Annotated in this window: 14 protein-coding genes and 1 riboswitch; of the genes, 3 read left to right on the top strand and 11 right to left on the bottom strand. The window is 43.2% G+C overall.

All coding sequences use genetic code 11. The features are described 5' to 3' along the window. Positions 1-38: 38 nt before the first annotated feature. Both ACFSR5_RS07175 and ACFSR5_RS07170 read left to right on the top strand, forming a co-directional pair. Positions 39-2,243, top strand: coding sequence for a glucoamylase family protein (locus ACFSR5_RS07175; RefSeq protein WP_380902169.1), 2,205 nt, complete (start codon positions 39-41; stop codon positions 2,241-2,243). Between the two features lie 57 nt (positions 2,244-2,300). Continuing rightward, positions 2,301-2,816, top strand: coding sequence for an OmpA family protein (locus ACFSR5_RS07170; protein WP_380902168.1), 516 nt, complete (start codon positions 2,301-2,303; stop codon positions 2,814-2,816). Between the two features lie 89 nt (positions 2,817-2,905). Here the strand turns inward: ACFSR5_RS07170 and ACFSR5_RS07165 are convergent, their stop codons facing one another. Both ACFSR5_RS07165 and ACFSR5_RS07160 read right to left on the bottom strand, forming a co-directional pair. Next, a complete protein-coding gene (locus ACFSR5_RS07165; protein WP_380902166.1) occupies positions 2,906-3,346 on the bottom strand; it encodes a carboxymuconolactone decarboxylase family protein in 441 nt (146 codons plus the stop codon). Between the two features lie 85 nt (positions 3,347-3,431). Further along, a complete protein-coding gene (locus ACFSR5_RS07160) occupies positions 3,432-4,010 on the bottom strand; it encodes a Crp/Fnr family transcriptional regulator (RefSeq protein ID WP_380902164.1) in 579 nt (192 codons plus the stop codon). Between the two features lie 160 nt (positions 4,011-4,170). Between ACFSR5_RS07160 and ACFSR5_RS07155 the strand changes: the two genes are divergently transcribed. Continuing rightward, positions 4,171-5,259 carry a lipase family protein gene (locus ACFSR5_RS07155; protein WP_380902162.1) on the top strand — a complete coding sequence of 363 codons (1,089 nt, stop codon included), beginning with the start codon at positions 4,171-4,173 and terminating at the stop codon, positions 5,257-5,259. A gap of 383 nt (positions 5,260-5,642) precedes the next feature. Here ACFSR5_RS07155 and ACFSR5_RS07150 read toward each other — a convergent pair whose 3' ends face one another. The 9 genes from ACFSR5_RS07150 to ACFSR5_RS07110 form a co-directional block, all read right to left on the bottom strand. After that, positions 5,643-6,287: an HD domain-containing protein gene (locus ACFSR5_RS07150; protein WP_380902160.1), complete on the bottom strand. Its 645-nt coding sequence runs from the start codon at positions 6,285-6,287 to the stop codon at positions 5,643-5,645. 49 nt (positions 6,288-6,336) lie between these two features. After that, complete coding sequence (gene tenA, locus ACFSR5_RS07145) at positions 6,337-6,990, bottom strand: thiaminase II (protein ID WP_380902158.1); 654 nt, start codon at positions 6,988-6,990, stop codon at positions 6,337-6,339. Then, complete coding sequence (thiD, locus tag ACFSR5_RS07140; RefSeq protein WP_380902156.1) at positions 6,974-7,816, bottom strand: bifunctional hydroxymethylpyrimidine kinase/phosphomethylpyrimidine kinase; 843 nt, start codon at positions 7,814-7,816, stop codon at positions 6,974-6,976. The genes tenA and thiD overlap by 17 nt, the downstream gene beginning before the upstream one ends. Then, entirely contained in the window at positions 7,813-8,445 is a 633-nt protein-coding gene (gene thiE, locus ACFSR5_RS07135) for a thiamine phosphate synthase (protein ID WP_380902154.1), read from the bottom strand. The genes thiD and thiE overlap by 4 nt, the downstream gene beginning before the upstream one ends. Further along, positions 8,435-9,238 carry a hydroxyethylthiazole kinase gene (thiM, locus tag ACFSR5_RS07130; protein WP_380902152.1) on the bottom strand — a complete coding sequence of 268 codons (804 nt, stop codon included), beginning with the start codon at positions 9,236-9,238 and terminating at the stop codon, positions 8,435-8,437. The genes thiE and thiM overlap by 11 nt, the downstream gene beginning before the upstream one ends. Before the next feature lie 69 nt (positions 9,239-9,307). Beyond that, positions 9,308-9,401: riboswitch (TPP riboswitch) on the bottom strand. 565 nt (positions 9,402-9,966) lie between these two features. Continuing rightward, positions 9,967-12,432, bottom strand: a complete 2,466-nt coding sequence (locus ACFSR5_RS07125; protein WP_380902151.1) for a phosphocholine-specific phospholipase C — start codon at positions 12,430-12,432, stop codon at positions 9,967-9,969. 71 nt (positions 12,433-12,503) lie between these two features. Next, positions 12,504-14,027, bottom strand: coding sequence for a SusD/RagB family nutrient-binding outer membrane lipoprotein (locus ACFSR5_RS07120; protein WP_380902149.1), 1,524 nt, complete (start codon positions 14,025-14,027; stop codon positions 12,504-12,506). 24 nt (positions 14,028-14,051) lie between these two features. Beyond that, positions 14,052-17,414, bottom strand: a complete 3,363-nt coding sequence (locus ACFSR5_RS07115; RefSeq protein ID WP_380902147.1) for a SusC/RagA family TonB-linked outer membrane protein — start codon at positions 17,412-17,414, stop codon at positions 14,052-14,054. Further along, positions 17,411-18,358: a FecR family protein gene (locus tag ACFSR5_RS07110; protein ID WP_380902145.1), complete on the bottom strand. Its 948-nt coding sequence runs from the start codon at positions 18,356-18,358 to the stop codon at positions 17,411-17,413. Before ACFSR5_RS07110 ends, ACFSR5_RS07115 begins: the two co-directional genes overlap by 4 nt. Positions 18,359-18,377: the final 19 nt, after the last annotated feature.

Here is an 18,377-nt window from a genome sequence, read left to right as displayed (position 1 = left end):
CAATATTTGCTTATTTTTGTCGTCAATCAATATGTGCTATGAAGTTTTTTTATCAACTTATTCTCCTACTGACCATTGTCGGAACCTCTACTTTTAACGGATATGCAGATACCTACCCCGAAGTGATTTTCGATAACAGCCTTGTCAAGGGAGTATACGCAAAAAGTAACGTACAATACGACGGCGGATCATGGGTGGAAAATCTGAACCGGCATTTACTCGTGTCGGATACTCTTTTTTTTACACCGGGAAATGCACTATCGCTAAGTTATATATCAGCTTCGGATGGCAACTGGTCGGTGGATCTTCGCTATAGCCGGCAAAAATTAAATTACCAGATCCAACCGTCCGATTTTTTGGTGTTGAAAATCCTCGTAAAAACGGAAAATACAAAAGAGAAAACTCTGCCACGAATAGGGATCTTACAGCGTGATTCGGAAACCGACCTGCTTGATCTCTCCCCATTTTTGGAGGATTTTGATTACAATACATGGATCAACGTAAAGATTCCTATCGTTAAGTTTAAAAACCTAATGATAAAAGAACCCATAACGGCCATTCGACTTGCTCAACATGGAACAAGTAATCAACTTCACCAACTGTTTATTGATCAAGTTGAGTTTCTGCCAAAAAATTCTTCGCAAGTAAAGCTATCGTCGCCGGCTATCCTTTCGTCTGCTATCGCATATGATAAACAAGTGCACCTCCAATGGCAATTGCCATTGACTCCCTCTATTCGATACATCAAAATTTATCGCTCGGAAGATAATAAAGAATTTATTCCGGTGGGGATTCGGCCCATCTCTATGCAAAGTTGTCTAGATTATGTCCCCGATTTAAATAAAACTTATTTTTACAAGATTGCTTGGGTCGATTATAACTATATAGAATCTCCGTTTTCGACAGTGAAAGAAGTTAAGACTAAGCGACTGAACGAGACCGAACTGCTGGATCTCGTACAAGGTGCTCATGTAAATTACTTCACAGAGAATTATGATATCAATAGCGGCATGTATTTACCCTTTCGCATGAAAGAACGTGCGATCGTATCGGTGAAGGAAACCGGAAACGCTATTTTAAGTTTAATCGTGGGCGTGGAGAAAGGGCGAGTGAATAGACAAGTAGCGTTGGGACGAATATCACGTATAGTTTATTTCTTATCGAATGCACAAAACAGGTTCGGTATTTTCCCCGCTTATTTTGACGGACGTACAGGACTTCCCGACTATAGAAATGCAGAGGCAAATTACGATGTTCTGGCGACGTCCTCGATGATAGAAGCATTGCTTGTTGCCCGACAGTATTTTACCAAGGATGAGGAGACAGAAAAAGACTTACGTAGCCGGATTACGAAACTTTGGGAAAACATACGCTGGAATGAACTCTTAGCGAATGGGTACAGCGATGTCCTTGTCGAAAAGGTTTCAGGCATTGATTCCACGAAAAAATATGCTACACTTGGAGGCATCAACGAATCACTAAACGCGTATTTATTGGCTATGGCTTCTCCAAAGCATGCCATTCCTATGTCGGCTTACGAGAACGGGATAAAGCATGTTGATCTTGCCTACTCATCCGATTACAACAAAATGGACAGTCTGGTACGAGATACGCTGGCGATGATAAAAGAAACGTTCCGTCTCGCGTTCAATCCTCTTGGACAGGAGCCTTTTTCAAGCGTGAACCGAGTGTCCATTTTGAAGGATACCAGTATGTACGGCGAACAGTTGAAGTTTGGTTACGCGCGCGGCAGTTTGCTTGATTTTTATAAACCGTTTTTTACGATAAATCCATCTCTATTAAAAGATCCTATAATAGACTACGAAGAGACGATTCGAAGCTATATCAAAGTACGGAAGCGGCGGGACAATGAAATTGGCGTTGGCTCTACGAACTCCGATATTTGGGGGTTCTACCAATTAAACGACAGTGTGGGCAGTTACCGGATCAACCCCGCCATTGCGCCCTCATCAATGTTCTTACTCGACAACGATGGACGCAAATCGGTGCTCGCGTTGTACGAAAACTATGGAGAGATTTTCTTTACAGAATATGGTTTTCGAGCTTGGCTAGATTTGAGGAATGACGACGTTTCCGATGAGTATTTCGCAACGAATCAAGCCGCTATTGCCGTATGTTTAGAAAATGCACGTTCAGGATTGATTTGGAATTTATATAAAGAAATTCCCGAAGTAAAGGTTCTGCTGTCGAAGCTATTCAATGAATCGGAAAATAGCAATTAAAACCAAGGTAAAATAATGAAAATTGCTATCTTTACGGCATAACTTAAAGCGAATTTCATGAAACATATACGTACGGCTTTATTAGTAATTAGTGTGGCGTTTGGTGCCACTTCGTGCAAGCAACAAACTATTATGGTTAACCCTGGCGCAGTAATAAGCAAAGATGGGACCGACGATGGCTTGAAAAATGTGAAAAGCGAGTTTGAAGATGCGACACGTACCGACGAGGGAATAAAATTTACCATATCCTCTGATCTGTTGTTTCCAACGAATTCTTCTTATCTAACTGAAAAAGCGAAAGTTGAACTAAGTAAAGTCGCGAAATTGTTAAAAAATGATACAGCAAAGAAAATTCGCGTAGATGGACATACCGATTCGACAGGAGAGGAAGGTTACAACAAATGGCTTTCAGACAAGCGTGCCGCTTCTGTGAAAAAATTTCTAGAGGATTCTGGCGTAAGCGGTTCCCGCATTAGCACAAAAGGATTGGGGCAGTCCAAACCGGTAGCTGACAATAAAACGCCGGAAGGGCGTCAGAAAAATAGACGGGTAGAGGTGATTATTTTAAACTAAAGCAGGTTCGCGACCTGTCTATATAGACAGAAAGCCGTTAAGATAGCGACCGCGGAAGCGACCGTTATCCTAACGGCTTTTTTATGGACCTATTTTTCTATTTCTAAATGCGTGCTAATAGCGATGCGGTTCCAGCCATTAATGGTAACAATTGCCATAATGATCTGAGCAATTGTTTCTGGATCAAATAATTCGGAAGCTCGACTGTATGTTTCTGATGTCAGTCCGGATTGGCTAATCTGCGTTATTTCTTCGGTCATAGCCAAAATGATTTTTTCCGCTTCATCAAACAGGTCGGTCTCTCGCCAAGCATTTAATAAGAAAATACGTTGGCTGGTCTCTCCCGCAGCGAGTGCGTCACGGGTATGCATATTGATACAAAAAGCACAACCGTTGATTTGAGAGGCCCGAATTTTGATGAGTTCTTTTTGGATTTTGGTGAGTTTGCTGTTTTGTAGATAGATTTCCAGGCCAATCATAGCCTTGTAGCCGGCGGGTTCTACCGCTTGTATGTTAATTCGTTTTGTCATGATATTTTGTTTTAATAAACAAAGATACACACGATGCTATTGGAAAAACTTAAGCTGGTTTAAGAACCCGAAAATATAAAGTATTTTATTCTAGTTTGAGTCTACGTTTAATTTCACTCAAGTATTCGGGGGTCATATGGAGATAGGAAGCCAGTAACTGTTGGGGTACACGCGTTGTAAACTCTGGAAAACTGTTGTGAAATTTTCTGTACGCCTCTTCTTTAGAATGGTCAGTTAAATATTTCATGCGATTTTGTGTCGCACCATAGGCGCGTTGGTAAAGCAGTCGGAAATACCGCTCCATTAAGGGAACGTCCTGCAATAACTTGTCTTGTGTACGATAGTCTATGGCGAGGACTTCCGAGTACTCGACGGCTTGAATGGCGAATACAGATGGTCGTTGCTGTTCAAAAGCTAAGTAATCGCTCAGCCACCAATTCTCGATTGCGAACTGCACGGTTTGATCAATCCCCTTTTCGGTATGATAAAACATTCGCAGGCACCCCTTTTTTACGAAAAAGTTATACTTGCACCGTTCTCCTTGCTCGCATATTATTTCTTTTTTCGCAAAGCTTAATGGTGAAAAATAAGATATGATGCGCACTGCATCCTCTTCATTTACAGGTGTGAACCTGCGAACATGAGTTATAAGCTGATCGTCCATATGTTACGTTGGGGAATTTTATATGCAAGGTAGTCAAAATGTTCTGCGATGCCATACTTTTATCGTTTTTCGTAAAACCGGAAGCCTACATTTTTGTTATTCCTTCAGGTTTCAGAACGAATATTCTTTCCAATTCTAGGTCATTTTAAACGAACGATACATGTATCAGTCACTTATTACTTTACTCAGCATTCTCCTTTGCCATACGGTCTCGGCACAGTCTCTTCGATCAGGGTTTGATAAAGCGGAATTTATGGAAGTGATCCGGATTAATGCACAGTTTTCGGCATCCGCTGAAAAAGCGAAGTGGATCCCCAGTCCTACTCATTCTGTTTTACTGTACCGGAGTCCCGAAATGGGATTAGCCAATCAATGGCAGCTATGGCTAAAAGACCAACGTGTTGCTGTTATCAATACGCGTGGTACGACGGGGGAGGGAATAAGTTGGTTGGCAAATCTTTACGCGGCACAGATTCCGGCGAAAGGAAGTTTACAGATTGACACGAATTTTACCTTCGATTATGATCTTGCGGCGCATTCAAACGCCGCCGTCCACGTTGGATACGTTTTCAGTTCGGCATTTCTCGTTCGTGATATGTTGCCGAAAATAGATTTCTGCTACCGCGCTGGAATTCGTGATTTTATTATTTCGGGCCACAGTCAAGGGGGAGGACTCAGCTATATCTTGACAGCGTATTTTAGGGGCTTGCAAAGAACGGGCAAACTACCGGCGGATATTATCATTAAAACGTATGCGAGCGCCAGTCCCAAACCGGGAAATTTATACTTCGCTTACGATTACGAACACGCGGCAAAAGGTGGATGGGCTTTTAATGTGACAAGTACTGAAGATTGGGTGCCACAGACACCATTTACCGTGCAAACACTCGAAGACGTTCCGGAAGTAAGTCCGTTGCCATTATTGCAAAACGGGATCAAAAAACAACCTTTTTTTAAGCGGATTTTACTAAAGATGGTTTACAAGAAAGCGACTAGGCCTGCTCAAAAAACAGTGGATATCTATCAGAAATATTTAGGTAATTTCATAGCAAAAAATATTCGGAAAACGTATCCACATTTCGTTGAACCCACTTATGCCAAGGGTAATGATTATGTACGCGCCGGAGAGCAGATCATATTGTATCCCGACAGCGCATATCACGAAAAGTTTATGGTCCCGAAAGATAATAAGAATATGATGTTTCATCATGCTTTGCCTCCTTATTACTATCTAATGGAGAGGTATTAACCACGTGTGTTTGGCAAGCTTCATCTGGCCATACGGATTTGTCGTAGTCATTTCTGGATTCAGGCTAATCGATAGTTTGTAGATAACTTATATCTGTGTGGGGCATCATTATTGGCTAGAGAAACATTGCAATCTTGCTTAAAAGAATTAAAATATATTAGTCTAACTGGCTATCGTTCTGGGAGGGCCGGAATGTTTGGAAGGACATAGGCCCGACGCATCCTCATGCAATGGACAGCCATAGCGTCTCTAGGAAACTCGTCGGAACTGACAGTTTGGATTCTTGGCTCTTTACCGTCAATCGACACCAAGCGGTCGGCGTCGTTAATGACGAACCGAAGAAAACATAGAAAATAAGCAGCGCGTTAGGGCGAGTTGTTTATCTATATTTTGATTTTTGTTAACATCTTGTATTCAGTCAGGATATTTTTTTGTGCCTGCTTTTCGTATCTGCGCCGAAAGGGGAGCGTTTTATAAACGGCGTCTTTGCCCAAGAATGTAGACAATACCGCTAATCGACCAGCCGTATATTCTGGGTCCGAATACATGCTATATTCCCGTCGAATAGCCTGTACATAAATGTAATAACGTGGCCAAGGTTGGCCTAAAATAGCCAAATCAACATCCAGCAATATGTTTCGATCGGCAACTGTACTTTGCTGATGGTTTTTTGTCGCCAAAATATGCGCTTCCACAACATGGAGCTGATCGGTTCCTACATGGAGTTGGAGTAGGTGGCGCTTGGCAAATCGGACACTATTTTCTTCATTTGTTGTTGATGTCGGATCGTAAACGACGTCATGGTAGAAAACGGCCAAAAGCAAAGAATCATAATCATTAATTGTGTCCCGAGCGGATTCGGCTTCGGATAACATATGTCGTATATGCGTTAGATTATGATAATACCGCCCGGGGTTTCCGTATGCGTCAACAAGTTCAGACCACAGGCCCGCTATACGTTCCTCTTCGTTTGTGAAACGTTGGATTAGCTTCGTGAAGCAAGTGTGTACGTCAGCGAAATTGTCCATCCTTAGTCTTGCTTGATAAGGACAATATCGTAAGAATACGATAAATTTCCTACCACGTTTTTTGTAGATAAGCAGCCTCCCAAAATTGATATTCCAGTAGTGCAGCGGTGACAAAAGCATCTAACATTTTCTTTCGTATAGCTTCCGTACCGTCTGCTGCCATTTTGTTTACATGTGCTTTTGCGCGCGAAACATCGTCGCCGAACTCAGCACTACTATACGTGTTAATCCAAGCATGATAAGGATTTTCGCCGGTTATGCGGTTTTGGAAGATATGATCGCCAACCTCTTTGTAGATCCAAAAACAAGGTAAGGTGGCTGCAAATCCTACTTCCGTAGCCTCAAAAGCAGCCGTACTTTTTAGAAAATGCACATAGTGATGGCATACGGGTTGTGTGATTGTTGCCGAAGTAGTGGAGATCCCAAATTGTTCAAAGTAATGTTCGTGCAGCGCTTTTTCTACAAGGAGTGCATTTTGTCCAAACTGAAAATACAAGAGCGCCTCTTCATTGTCGCTTGATTTGCTGCCGAGATACGCAAGCACCCGTCCGAAGTGTTCGAGATACTTAGCATCCTGTAGCATGTAAAACTGAAAAATTTCTAAGGGAAGTGTGCCGTTTTGCAATTCGTAGATAAAAGGCATATTTAGAATTTTATCGTAGATAGGTGCAATGGCGTGCCAGGCTCTAGTTGTCCACGTCATGTGTGATCAGTTTTTGCGGATTATGAAAATGATTAAGAGGGCCGTTTCCTTTTCCAATGGAGAGATCCCGGCCGGTTTTGATAGCTTCGAAAACATACTCCAACGCCAGTTCCACCGCCTCGTCCAACGAACGATTTCGAGCGAGAAAACTGGCTATTGCCGAAGATAAGGTACACCCTGACCCATGTGTGTTCTGCGTGTCAATACGGGACGAATGGAACGCTTTCGTTGTTCGATCTTTTCGTTTTAATAAACTGGTCAACGTATCGAGGTGCAAGTGTCCGCCTTTGACCAACACCGCCCGTAGATTCAATTCCAGAAGTTCATCTCCTGCGGCATGCATTTCCTCGACGGTTTCTACCGGGCGTCCGATAAGGACGCCAACTTCATCTAGATTCGGTGTGATCAATGTTGCCAAAGGAAATAGCTCTTCTATACAAGCTTGTATGGTATCTTCACGGATAAGTCTATGTCCGCTGGTGGATACCATCACGGGATCAAAAACAATATGACCGTTATAATCCTTCAGAAATCGACTGATGGTCTGAACGAGATCAACGCTATGTACCATGCCGATTTTTACGGCATCAGGCAATTTATCATCAAAAATAGTGTCAAGTTGGTCATAGACAGCTTGTGTCGGTATCTCGTAGATTTTTCGTACACCTTGTGTGTTCTGTACAGGTAGTGCGGTTAACACATTCATGGCATAGCATCCGAGCGCCGAAATGGTTTTGGTATCGGCTTGAATTCCGGCACCGCCGCTTCCATCGAACCCAGCGATACTGAGTACGGTAGGAACCGTTTTCGTTCTATCTTTTTTCATGTCAGTTGTTGTTTTAAAAAGCGTGCAGTGCGTTGTGGATCTTTTGCACTGCAAATAGCGGAAACAACGGCCACGCTACAAGCTCCCGCTTGATAAGCCGCCTGCGCTGTTTTTTTGTTCATGTTGCCAATGCCGATCAGTGGTTTGTCTGTGGCATGATAAATAGACGACAATCCTGCATATCCCCATTCCGTAATCGTATTCGTTTTGGTTGCCGTGGCAAAAATCGGACTGACACCCAAATGATGTACGGCTTGCATTTGCGGGCTATCTAATTGCCGGAGGTTTTCCAGCGACCAACCAATATGCAGTTGATCAGCATATTGCCGTTGAATATCCAATGGTTGCATATCTTGTTGGCCCACGTGAACGCCCCAAGCTGACACCTGAGTGGCGATATCCGCCCGATCGTTGATCAGCAACGGAATAGTATATCGATCGGTTAATAACTTTAAACGCCGGGCCTTCTCCAATAATGTAGGTGTGGAGGCGTCTTTTTCGCGTAATTGGATAATGTCGACACCGCCTCGTATCGCTTGTTCAGCCACCCAAAGCCAAGGACGAGGAGCGCAATCTTTTTCGGAAATCACCAAATAAAGCGGATAGGGAAAGGCCGGATTAAAAGGCATGTTGCTTTATGTTTAAATGAATAGATAGATCTTCAGCCGTTAAGTTATATAGCGTGTCGTAAAGTTGCCATTGTAAGGTTCCCGGACCGTTGGACTTATCTGTCGCAAGTTGTCCTGCCAAGCTTAAGATAGACACACCAGCGACGGCCTCTTCGAAAGGATCCGATCGCAGGGCTAAGAAAGCGCCAATCATCGCAGATGCCGAACATCCCAGTCCCGTGACTTTGGTCATCAATCCACTTCCATTGTAGACCTCTACCCAAGCTCGTTCAGAAATAATGTAGTCTGTTGGGCCGGAGATACATACCTGTGTCCCATAGCGACGTTGTAAAGACTGTCCCGCTACGAATGCATCCTGACTATCCGCTGTGCTATCCACCCCCTTGCTACTGAAAGCCGAGAAATTATCCAATGCCATAATTTCCGACGCATTTCCACGTATGGCGGTTGGTTTCAAGTTTAATAGTTGCTGAAGCGTTTCGTTGCGGAAGCTCGAAATACCTGCACCAACAGGATCAAGTACCCATGGACAGCCGATCTGGTTCGCTCGTTCAGCCGCCATAAGCATGGCGTCAGCCCATTTTTCACTTAGTGTCCCAATATTGATTACGAGCGATTGGCTGATTTGTACAACGTCCTGCACCTCGCGCGGACTATGCACCATAACCGGCGATGCACCAACCGCCAATAATGCGTTGGCCGTGTTGTTCATGACGACGAAGTTGGTGATATTGTGAACAAGAGGAGCTTCTGCTTTTAATTGAAGTAGTTGTTGAATGATTCTATGTTCCATTATGTTTCTCCTTTTTTGAATACAATGGGCTTAGGAGAACGATCCGAACGGTTACGGAACAATTGAGCTAGATGAACTAACGCTTTTCCCTACGTCGGTGTCAACCGAATCAGGTTCAAAGGGACTGTCTCAATTCTTTCGCAGAATACCCCTAAAGCCAAATCAAAATTACAAAATAAAACGTAGAATGAGAAGGTTTTCCGTATCAGTTTAACCAAACCAATGTACGTTATGCTGTATTTGTGCTAGATTCTCGTTGCGTCATTTTTTTATTGGAAAAGAAGCCTTTTTGCGTTCATCGAGGTTTGATCGTCTGCTCCGATTTTCGCTACTTTTCTCGGTAATCTGGTATTAAGAATGTAGCAAGTGCTGGAGCAAATAATAGGGCCAATTCCGCAGGTATCATTACATGTGTATCAAACTGTACGACAAGTACCACCGACACGACGATATGCACAGCAAGCTATAGGCTAAAATCGTAAACCCCACAACACACGTCGACGGCAGTATGTTACAGCCGTCGGTTCTCACGGGATTCTCGGTTACCGCCTGCATATAACCTCCTGATTTTATGCGCGGTTCATAAGAAATGTCGCCATCTGATTAGTCTCATTAATGACGGGTTTTGTGGCGCATTTTGGTCATCAATTGCCATAGAAAAAAGTCAGCCTTCTTCGTCGAAAAATATACCAACGAAGAAGGCTGTCGGTATGGGAAAACACCATACGCTAACGTGTCAACGCCATAAGGGGATCGGTGACGCTATGTTTCCCGTTTTCAAGCCGACCAGCAAAATTTCTGCGAAACGATCCGCGCGCTAATGTCAATTGAATATCGTACCAGCGATTTTGTTTCTTCAGGGGGATCCCAACAGTTTTCAAAGCATGTGCATGCAATGTGATATGCTTGTTGAAACCATCTTGGTATGCATCAGTCAAATGCAGTACCAATGTTTTGTTGGACGGATTTTTGAGCTGAAAGATAAGGGTTTCCCGTGGTATATCATAGCGTAACTCCACCTCGGGAGACACCTCACGTGAAGATCCATAATAGGCGCGGTAATATCCATTTGGACCGTATACTGCAAGATGGTAGATATCGTTTTCGAAATCCGATATGGACCATTGATGCAAGACCGATTTACCTGCAGAGCAAGCGAAAGACCAATTTGCCCGATCCGGTTTAAACCCATATGCAAAGACATTAAACGCTCCCCCTCGTGCATTTTTGCCGAAAAAGTTTGTACTGCTCTCGAAGCGCAGCTGGATCGTCTGTTGCTGGAGATTCTCGTATACGTGTAGTTCGTAGGGTATAGCCGTAGAAAATTTAATACCGGGTTCTTGTTTTGGGGAGATAGGGATAGACTGGCCTTGCCGAACCTGCTCTATTTCCGTTTCTGTTAGTTTTCTGAAGTTATTAGGTGCTGGCTTGTCCTTCGCTTGATTGATCTGCATGATCTGTGTATTTCGGTCTAGAAAGCTTGGCAACGTGTTTTCTTTAGGTTCAAAGGTACGAAAAACAGACGTGAGGTCGCCCGTTATAGCGCGTCGCCAGCTGCTAATATTCTCCTCAAATACATTTACGCCAAATTTTTTAAACAGGAAATGCTCCATGAATTGGATTGTGGATGTGATATCGCATACCTCTGAATTGACCCATCCGCCCTTTGTCCAAGGTGAAGCAATAATAAGTGGTACGCGGTAGCCTAATCCCACAGGACCTTCTGTTGCATACTCCGGTTCTATTCCGTAAGCCAACTCTTGTTCTTTACTGACATACTCGCTGCTGTAATCCAGATCGGGCGAGGCCGCCCCTGTAGAAGGGTCTCCGGGTTTGGGAGCCACAAATGGCGGTATGTGATCAAAATAACCATCGTTCTCGTCGTAGTTCAATATAAAAATGGTCTTTTTCCAGATATCAGGATTTTCGGTAAGGATCTGCAAAATTTCGGATACATACCAAGCCCCGTACATCGGCGCGCTAGGATGGTCTGAAAAATGCTGAGGTGCACATAACCATGACACAGTAGGCAATTGCCCCTTTTTTACATCTTGGCGGAACTGGTGTAAAATATCGCCCTTGGGAACCGTAATCGATGTGCCATCGACAGTCACTTCCTCAATGCGGTGGTAATTTGGATCGTTTTCATTGGTTTGAAACGCCCGCTGGTGTAACGATTTACTCCGGTTGTCCAGTTGCTCGAATTTCAGTTCGTTAAACTGTTCGTATTCTTTCCGAAAACTCTCCAACTGTTGTTGCTTTTGTTGAAGTTTCTGTTGCAATTTCTGATCAGGTCGTCTCGCAAGCGCGTTTTCGATCTCGCTTATTTCCACCGGAAGCTCTTCTATTCGCTTTTTGTAGAAGTTGATATGGCTTTTTTTGTATCGGATATGATACTGCTCAAACCACTCCAAGTTGTTGTCCGTGAAGTTTCCCAATAGGCTTTCAGCCTCGCCCATCAGTTCGTTTTGGATGCTGACCTCGTTTTGATATACTTTCCAACTGATATTTGCGTCTTGTAAACGTTCTGGAAAAGTTTGCCAACGCGCCATCCTGTTGAAATAGATATCCGAGTTACGCACCAATGGTTTCGCTCCTTTTTCAGGAACGCAAGTACCTGTCCAAAAAAAATGTCTATTCGTGGTTGTTCCGGTAATGGATGAACAAAAATGCTGATCGCATATCGTAAATGCATCGGCAAAGGCATAATAGAAGGGGATATCTGCACGTGTGTAATAGCCCATGGTCAGCGGTAAGTCTCGATACTTCTTGTTTCCCGAACGTTTCCATTCGAGCCAGTTGTTGAAATTCCCCTTATTCCAAGCACCGATCTGGTTTTCCCAAGAGTGGGGAAGATCCCGTGTCCATGCAGCATGTGAATTTTTTATATCTAATCGAAAGGGGAGGTAAGTATCTCCATTTTTATAGGACTGCAACCATACTGGTTTTTGGTCGGGTAACATGACAGCCCGTCTATCATTAAACCCCCGAACGCCTTTCAGGCTTCCGAAGCTGTGGTCGAATGATCGGTTTTCTTGCATCAGCAAAACAATATGCTCTGCATCGAGATAGGAGGATCCTACGGCGGGGTCGATTTTCAATGCAGCTTGAATGGTTGGGGGTAAACTGTTCAGTAAGCCGAGGCTGCCGGCTAGCATCCCCGCTTTTTTTATAAATTCTCTTCTACTTTCCATGCGGTATTTCTCCATAAAGGGGCTGTGTAACAGTCAGCGATATCACAGCCCCAATATAGTTTTTTAAGTTGTTATTTCAATATCCACATCGGTTGATTGATGTCGTCCACACCGTTAAATTGTCTTCTAACGGCTTCATCCACATTTTCGGGATTATAACTAAATTCCGTGGAAGGGTATTTCCAGCGTACCGGAATCTTCGTTGGAGCTTCCGAGTTTAAGCTAGAGGCCGGATTAATTTTCCATTTTGGATAGCCCGTTCGGCGATAATCATAATAGGTCGAGAACTCTGACTGCAAGTAGCTGCCTAAATACTTTTGTGTGATAATCGCCTCGATCCGCGCTTCCAACCCTGTGGGAAAGCTATCACCAAGTGCGGCTACATAGCTGTTTCTGTATGCAGCATCTAATGGCATGTCATGGTGAAATTGGCTCGTATTGGGGGTGTTTTCATAGATAAATTTCATGGAGGCATCTACACCTTTTTTGTACCAGTCAACTGCTGATTCATTGATCCATCCCCGAGCTGCCGCTTCAGCAATAGTAAAGCATAATTGCGAATAGGACAGCTGCTGCGTAGGTTCTCCTTCTGCGATTTCTGTATACCGGTCGTTTAATTTGCAGTAATCATTCGTATTTTTGATCGCCAATATGTTATCATACACAAGCGAGGGATCTATTCCAACATAAGCATCGTAGTCGGAAGAAAGTTTTCCCTCTTGAATGCGTTTGGCGGACGGATTGGCATAATAAAACAACCTGCGATCGCCATTGCTTTTCAGTCGGTCAATAATTTCGCTGGATACAATCGGATATATGGTGAAATTGTTGCCAACTTTATAGAATGGGTAGGTTTGTCCGGCTTTGTCCGTGCGTTTCAATTCGTAATTGTCAGCGTTCGATGTAAAGATTGGCTTTTCTGCTATGATCGTTTGAAAACGTGCCTTGATGTTCAGATCGGTATCCGATTCTTTTTTGCTCAAATGGAGCAGTACATGTAGCGCATAACTGTTGACGAGCTTGCGCCACCGATCGGTACTGCCGCCGTATAATGGATCTCCAGCGAAGTTTTCTCCCGTTGCGAAGGCCTGATCGGCAAGTTCTAATTCTTGTAAGATACCTAAAAAAACATCTTTTTGCGTGTCGTATTTTGGAAAGTAGTTTTTGTCTGTTTCACCTTTCAGCGCATCCGTGTAGGGGATATCTCCGAGATCCATGGTAGCTTCAAAAAATTTAACCGCCCGCGCAAAATACATTAAACCTTCGTAGGACTTCGCCAACTTGTCAGTGGTTGCGAATTCCATCATAAAATGCGCATCATTAATTGCTGTGAAGCTGAGCGAACCGGCGCCGAAGCCGTTATATTGATAACCCTCTACGAATTCTGTCCAAACAATATTTTTGTTAAGCATATAAGGCTGGAGAAATGATTTCTGGGTGGGTTGATTCGCAAGATTGATGATTATTCGTGTTGCGATCATGGCGGAAGTTACTTTGTCGGTAGCCTCTGGGTTATTATTGATTTCATCAAATTTAGAACAGGCAGACGTGACCGTGATAATGCCTATCAAAACGTAGTTAATTATTCTCTTCATTGTTTTGTTCTTAAATGTTGGTACTTAAAAAGTTAAGTTTATATTGAAACCTAGATAACGCATCGAGGGCGAATTTAGATCTTCAGACCCCGTATCTGGATCGGAGAATCGATATTCTTTTGTCCACAGGAATAAGTTTTGTCCCGTGAGCCCCACACTCGCTTTTTTCGCTTTAATTCTACCCGCTATATCAGAAGGGACAAAATAGTTGAGCGAAACTTCTCGCAGCTTAATAAACGTTTCGTCCCAAATATTTCGAGTGCCAGAATAAGCCCTTTTCCAATAATTTTCATACGATACGATTTGCTCGTTTGGCGCAAATACACGATCATCCGAAATAATTTGCCCGTATTTGTCATACGTTACGGACCCAGATATGATTTTTACGCCTTCACCGATGAATGTTTTATTCCCGTTAACCACTTCTTCATAGCGCGCTTCTGTGTCAGAATCTGGATGGGCACCCGTTTGCCATAAGCGTGCATTCATGTTTGAATAGGAAAGTCCCTTAATCCGTCCATCTATGCTAAAGGATAAAGAGAAATCACGGTATTGGAATTGATTGGTAAGCCCCCAAAACCATTTCGGAGCAGAATATCCAAACAATCGTGCTTCGTGAACAGCACTAATCGGCATACCCGACGCATTATGGACAATCTGTCCATCTGGGGACCGTTCCCAGTCGCGTGTCACATAATGATCAGTACGTTCGCCGACTTTTACGTATAGTTGATCTGCCGAATAATCCGGATCAAGCTTGTGGTAATAACGTAAGTTTTGAGATAAGTTACCACTGATCTCCCATTGGAATCTATCTCGTTTTATAGGAATGCCACCTAACGTGATTTCATGTCCACGCGTCATGAACTCTTCCCCACTATTAATTAATCGCGATGTAAAACCAGTAGTACCAGATATGGTCGCATTCACGTTTCGGTTATGCTCCCATCTTGAATAAAACGTGTAGTTACCTGTCAATCTGTTGTTTAATAAAGACCATTCTAATCCAAACTCGGAGAGGTCTTCTTGCGAAGGTTTGATGGAGTAGTCTTTTATGGAATTTGGATAAGATCCTGTTGAGAGGCCGTCCCAAACATTAGACGATACCGAGAAAACCTGGTTGATGTCGTAAGGATTAGGCGAAAATTTGGTGACCGCCCAAGAAGCTCGGGCTTTTAAAAGGTTAAGCCAGTGAGGTTTTTGTGCCAATAAATCGGATATGATCACGCTTCCTGATACAGAAGGGTAGAAAAACGACCGGTGTTCTTTAGGTAATGTAGATGCCCAGTCATTTCTTCCTGTCGCTTCAATAAATAGCGCGTTTCTCCACGATAGCGATAGTCGGGCATATATCCCGCTGCGCATTTCCTTAATTTTGGATTCGGTAGCAGAAACAGGGCCGACCGAGTTTCTTAACGAATAAAAGCCAGGAATATAAATACCATTTACAGTAGATGCGGTCATGGCATTGTCCCGTCGATAGAATATGGAGCCACCAGCAAGACCATCAATAGCAAAGTCTCCCAATGTTTTGTTCGCCGTGAAAATAAAGTCGTTAGTCGTCGAAAAACCATCTTGTTTGTTTGACCAATATTTTCCCCTGTTGTCATAGCCCGAATAGCCACCACGAGTTCCGTAAATACCCATCGGGTTAGTTTGTTCCCGTGTATTTCCGTAATAGTCATAACCACTTCTAATCATAAACTTTGCCCAGTCGTTAACTTTATAATTTAAGGTCACTGCTGCATTCAATTTGTTGATTAATTCGGCACTTATTTTTTCATACGCCGATAGGTAAGGGTTATCGTACCAAGCTCGGTAGTGCCAGTTTTGTTGTTGATCTTTGGTAATCCAGTAGTCTTTGTATTGAGTGAGATCATATTCGGGACCTGTCCAGACGAGAATATTGTAAATGTAACCTTGACTATTATAACCTGCACCAAAGTCATTTGGTGCATAGCGTCGATTGTAACCGAAGCGACTGTCCAACGTTATCTTGTCAGAAATTTTTGTTTCGCCTGAAACCGAAATATTGGTCATATTCAATTTGGTATTGGGATATTGACCTTTGTTATAAATGTGATTGATCGAGGTTCGGATACTTCCATTCTCTCCTTGGTTGGTGAAACTAACGGCATTGTTCGAAATAAAACCCGGTTCTAAAAAGTTCTTAAAGTTGTTTTTACCTTTAGATGTCAATTCACTTTCTTCCATCTGCTTTGTGATCGGATTCCACTGCGCATATATACGGCCGATATCGAGCTTATCGCCCCACACTTCATCGTCCGTATTGTATTTGCCGCCGTACCCTGCTGAATAGGAAGATTGTACATCAGGTAGAGCTAAATATCCAGAAAAGAACATGTTATTGCTACTTATCGCGATTTCGACGCCTTTTTCTTGTAACCCTTTTTTCGTCGTCACCATAATAGCACCATTAGCACCATCTACGCCGTAAAGAGCCGCGGCTGTAGAACCCTTTAACACAGCGATGTTTTCAATATTATCGACTGGAATATCTCGTAAACTCATGTTCTCATATAGTACGCCGTCAATAACTAAAATGGGAGTTTTGCCCCGAAGAGAAATGCTCGGCGTCGTATTGAACTCTGTACTATTGAATACTCGCAAACCAGAGATTCTTCCGGTTAATGTTGTTCCAATGTCTACACCTTTGACTTTTTGCAATTGGTCTCCTTTGATATCCTGAACGGCATATCCTAAGGCCTTTTTTTCGCGTTTAATACCTAATGCTGTGACAACTACTTCTTCCAAGGCTTTATCATCTTTAATCAAACGAATGATTTGATTATTGCTGGCAACAATCTCCTGAGGGAGATAACCCACACTGGAGACGCTGAATGTAACGTGTACAGAACCTACGTTTTCAAAATAGAACCTGCCCAGCTCATCCGTTTGTGTAGATGAATTACTTGCGTGTAAACGAACGGTCGCGCCAATGATCGGCTCGGCAGTGGACGCATCGACTACAGTTCCGCCAAATAGCTGCTGCTGATCGCTACCTTGGGCAATCTTTGTTTTAGATACGAGGTTGGAAGACAACGCTGCGTGTTGATCTCGTCGGATGATATACGCATGCTTGCCCACTTTTTCGATCTGAATCTGATTTAGGGTTACATCTTTGACGAACTTTTCGATGTCGTTCCGTTGTAATGCGCTGACGTTGAAATCGTTTTTAATTTTTAGATGCTTTAATCCCGACTCATAATTGAAATGGATGCCAAAGCGTTTTTCCAAAAGTTTCAACACTTCCGTGATGTTTTTGTCTTGATTCTTCTCTATGGAGAATCCGCTAGCTAGTGCGAGATGGGGAGATCCCACCGTCAAGGCAAGAGCTAACGCAAAGGTTAACGATTGTTTTTTCATTCGTATTTTATAATTGTTAAGTTGTGGTTTGCGAATGTGCGTTGCAATATCTCTATTGCACGGTTCAGATCATTTGTAGGAAGATACCCTGTAAATTTTAGTGTTTGATAGGATGAACGGAGGCGAAGTTGCTCATCTGGATAAGCCTCCTGAAGTCGCTGCAATACTCGATCCAGTGTTTGATCGTTGAAGTATAACTGATGATCTATCCAAGCCGTGTATAGGAGCGTGTCCACCTTTTGAACCTGCAATTTCCCTGTTTTTTCATCGTAGGTTAATCGGTCTTCTGGCCGTAAATTTACCTGATGTTGGGCCGCATTCACCAAGATAGAACCTTCCGTCAAAACCACAGAGGTTTCCTGTTCGCGAAAATCGGCGTGAAAACGTGTTCCCAACACCCGTACAGATAGCCCATTTAAGGCATGTACGATAAAAGGTTGTTGTTTATTTTTGTAGACGGAAAAAAATCCTTCCCCGGCCAAACGGACACTACGGATACTGTCGTTTCCCATAAAAGAGGTTAATTGTTCTAGGGTTGCGTTCGGCCGTAAATAAACCGTAGTCCCATCGGGAAGGGCGAAACGCTGCACGGCCGAACTGCAGTTTTTGTAGATCGGAAGCTTTATACGGGTGTATTGATAATAGTGAACGCCCAAGGACACGATCAAGAGTGCGCAGGCGGCGGCTATGTATTTCATGTACATGCGCAAAGGGCGAGTTTTTTTCCGACGGCGCGTGGCAAGGATAGTGACCAACATTTTATCCGATCGATGTTTGTCTAGGAGGAGCTCTTGATCCAGAAGTGCATCTATTTCTTCAATCGCATGCAAATGATGGGGCTCAGCACTTTGTAAGAAATAGAGCTTGAACGCTTCAAATTCTGAAGGTGTGCATTGTCCTTTTAGGTATTTTTGATATAGAAATTGAAATTTGTCCGTTTGCATACAATCAGTCCGTTTGGAA

The organism is Sphingobacterium suaedae, assembly GCF_042684625.1.
Lineage (GTDB): Bacteria > Bacteroidota > Bacteroidia > Sphingobacteriales > Sphingobacteriaceae > Sphingobacterium > Sphingobacterium suaedae.
Note: the sequence above shows the minus strand (reverse complement) of the source record. Positions and strands in the feature narration are given on the sequence as shown.

Coding starts and splice junctions, on each gene's coding strand:
- ACFSR5_RS07175 (WP_380902169.1), top strand. CDS start 39: ATGAAGTTTTTTTATCAACTTATTCTCCTACTGACCATTGTCGGAACC.
- ACFSR5_RS07170 (WP_380902168.1), top strand. CDS start 2,301: ATGAAACATATACGTACGGCTTTATTAGTAATTAGTGTGGCGTTTGGT.
- ACFSR5_RS07165 (WP_380902166.1), bottom strand. CDS start 3,346: ATGACAAAACGAATTAACATACAAGCGGTAGAACCCGCCGGCTACAAG.
- ACFSR5_RS07160 (WP_380902164.1), bottom strand. CDS start 4,010: ATGGACGATCAGCTTATAACTCATGTTCGCAGGTTCACACCTGTAAAT.
- ACFSR5_RS07155 (WP_380902162.1), top strand. CDS start 4,171: ATGTATCAGTCACTTATTACTTTACTCAGCATTCTCCTTTGCCATACG.
- ACFSR5_RS07150 (WP_380902160.1), bottom strand. CDS start 6,287: ATGGACAATTTCGCTGACGTACACACTTGCTTCACGAAGCTAATCCAA.
- tenA (WP_380902158.1), bottom strand. CDS start 6,990: ATGACGTGGACAACTAGAGCCTGGCACGCCATTGCACCTATCTACGAT.
- thiD (WP_380902156.1), bottom strand. CDS start 7,816: ATGAAAAAAGATAGAACGAAAACGGTTCCTACCGTACTCAGTATCGCT.
- thiE (WP_380902154.1), bottom strand. CDS start 8,445: ATGCCTTTTAATCCGGCCTTTCCCTATCCGCTTTATTTGGTGATTTCC.
- thiM (WP_380902152.1), bottom strand. CDS start 9,238: ATGGAACATAGAATCATTCAACAACTACTTCAATTAAAAGCAGAAGCT.
- ACFSR5_RS07125 (WP_380902151.1), bottom strand. CDS start 12,432: ATGGAAAGTAGAAGAGAATTTATAAAAAAAGCGGGGATGCTAGCCGGC.
- ACFSR5_RS07120 (WP_380902149.1), bottom strand. CDS start 14,027: ATGAAGAGAATAATTAACTACGTTTTGATAGGCATTATCACGGTCACG.
- ACFSR5_RS07115 (WP_380902147.1), bottom strand. CDS start 17,414: ATGAAAAAACAATCGTTAACCTTTGCGTTAGCTCTTGCCTTGACGGTG.
- ACFSR5_RS07110 (WP_380902145.1), bottom strand. CDS start 18,358: ATGCAAACGGACAAATTTCAATTTCTATATCAAAAATACCTAAAAGGA.